This window comes from Rothia sp. HMSC062H08 (assembly GCF_001810775.1).
In the GTDB taxonomy this organism is placed as follows: Bacteria; Actinomycetota; Actinomycetes; order Actinomycetales; family Micrococcaceae; genus Rothia.
Genome location: NZ_KV802652.1, coordinates 1 through 1,613, shown reverse-complemented (window position 1 = coordinate 1,613; position 1,613 = coordinate 1). Strand labels below are relative to the sequence as shown.

At 51.3% G+C, this 1,613-nt stretch carries 1 protein-coding gene; it reads left to right on the top strand.

All coding sequences use genetic code 11. From position 1 onward, the window contains the following. Positions 1 to 365: 365 nt before the first annotated feature. The coding region (locus tag HMPREF2765_RS01935; protein ID WP_070604146.1) for a GTP-binding protein at positions 366 to 1,613 on the top strand (1,248 nt) is incomplete at its 3' end.

The window sequence follows — 1,613 nt, the reverse complement described above, 5'->3', positions numbered from 1 at the left end:
CTCGAAGGATCACACGGTGACCGCACCCATATCAAACGGGCCGACCACCCACGGTTACACCACTATGCGGGACGCTACTTACTATGATATACTGCTATTATCCTGATTTGAGGAGTCTACCAAATATGCGGCAAGGTATTCTTAAATAAAATTTGATAATGGGCGCAAAAATGATTGCCCCTTGCAGGGGCTTAGTTTTTGTACCCAATTTAAGAATACTTTTGCCTTTTTAGTAAATATCGTGACGGACAGCGGCTCATGTAAGCCGTCATACTTCTGTTTGTCCGAAGTCATGATCCCCAGCGGTAAAAGTATTAGCCGCTGGGGATTTTTGCGCCCATTTGGGCCTTGTATGGAGGATAGACATGAACATTATCAATATCGGGATTCTTGCCCATGTAGACGCTGGAAAGACAACCTTGACGGAGAGCCTGCTATATGCCAGCGGAGCCATTTCAGAACCGGGGAGCGTCGAAAAAGGGACAACGAGGACGGACACCATGCTTTTGGAGCGGCAGCGTGGGATTACCATTCAAGCGGCAGTCACTTCCTTCCAGTGGCACAGATGTAAAGTCAACATTGTGGATACGCCCGGCCACATGGATTTTTTGGCGGAGGTGTACCGCTCTTTGGCTGTTTTAGATGGGGCCATCTTGGTGATCTCCGCTAAAGATGGTGTGCAGGCCCAGACCCGTATTCTGTTCCATGCCCTGCGGAAAATGGACATTCCCACCGTTATCTTTATCAATAAGATCGACCAGGCTGGCGTTGATTTGCAGGGCGTGTATCAGTCTGTTCGGGATAAGCTCTCCGCCGATATTATCATCAAGCAGACGGTGTCGCTGTCCCCGGAAATAGTCCTGGAGGAAAATACCGACATAGAAGCATGGGATGCGGTCATCGAAAATAACGATGAATTATTGGAAAAGTATATCGCAGGAGAACCAATCAGCCGGGAAGAACTTGCGCAGGAGGAACAGCGGCGGGTTCAAGACGCCTCCCTGTTCCCGGTCTATCATGGCAGCGCCAAAAAGGGCCTTGGCATTCAACCGTTGATGGATGCGGTGACAGGGCTGTTCCAACCGATTGGGGAACAGGGGAGCGACGCCCTATGCGGCAGCGTTTTCAAGGTGGAGTATACAGATTGTGGCCAGCGGCTCATCTATTTGCGGCTATACAGCGGAACGCTGCGCCTGCGGGATACGGTGGCTCTGGCTGGGAGAGAAAAGCTGAAAATCACAGAGATGCGTATTCCATCCAAAGGGGAAATTGTTCGGACAGACACCGCTTATCCGGGTGAAATTGTTATCCTTCCCAGCGACAGCGTGAGGTTAAACGATGTATTAGGGGACCCAACCCGGCTCCCTCGTAAAAGGTGGCGTGAGGACCCCCTCCCCATGCTGCGGACGTCGATTGCGCCGAAAACGGCAGCGCAAAGAGAACGGCTGCTGGACGCTCTTACGCAACTTGCGGATACTGACCCGCTTTTGCGCTGCGAGGTGGATTCCATCACCCATGAGATCATTCTTTCTTTTTTGGGCCGGGTGCAGTTGGAGGTTGTTTCCGCTTTGCTGTCGGAAAAATACAAGCTTGAAACAGTGGTAAAGGAACCC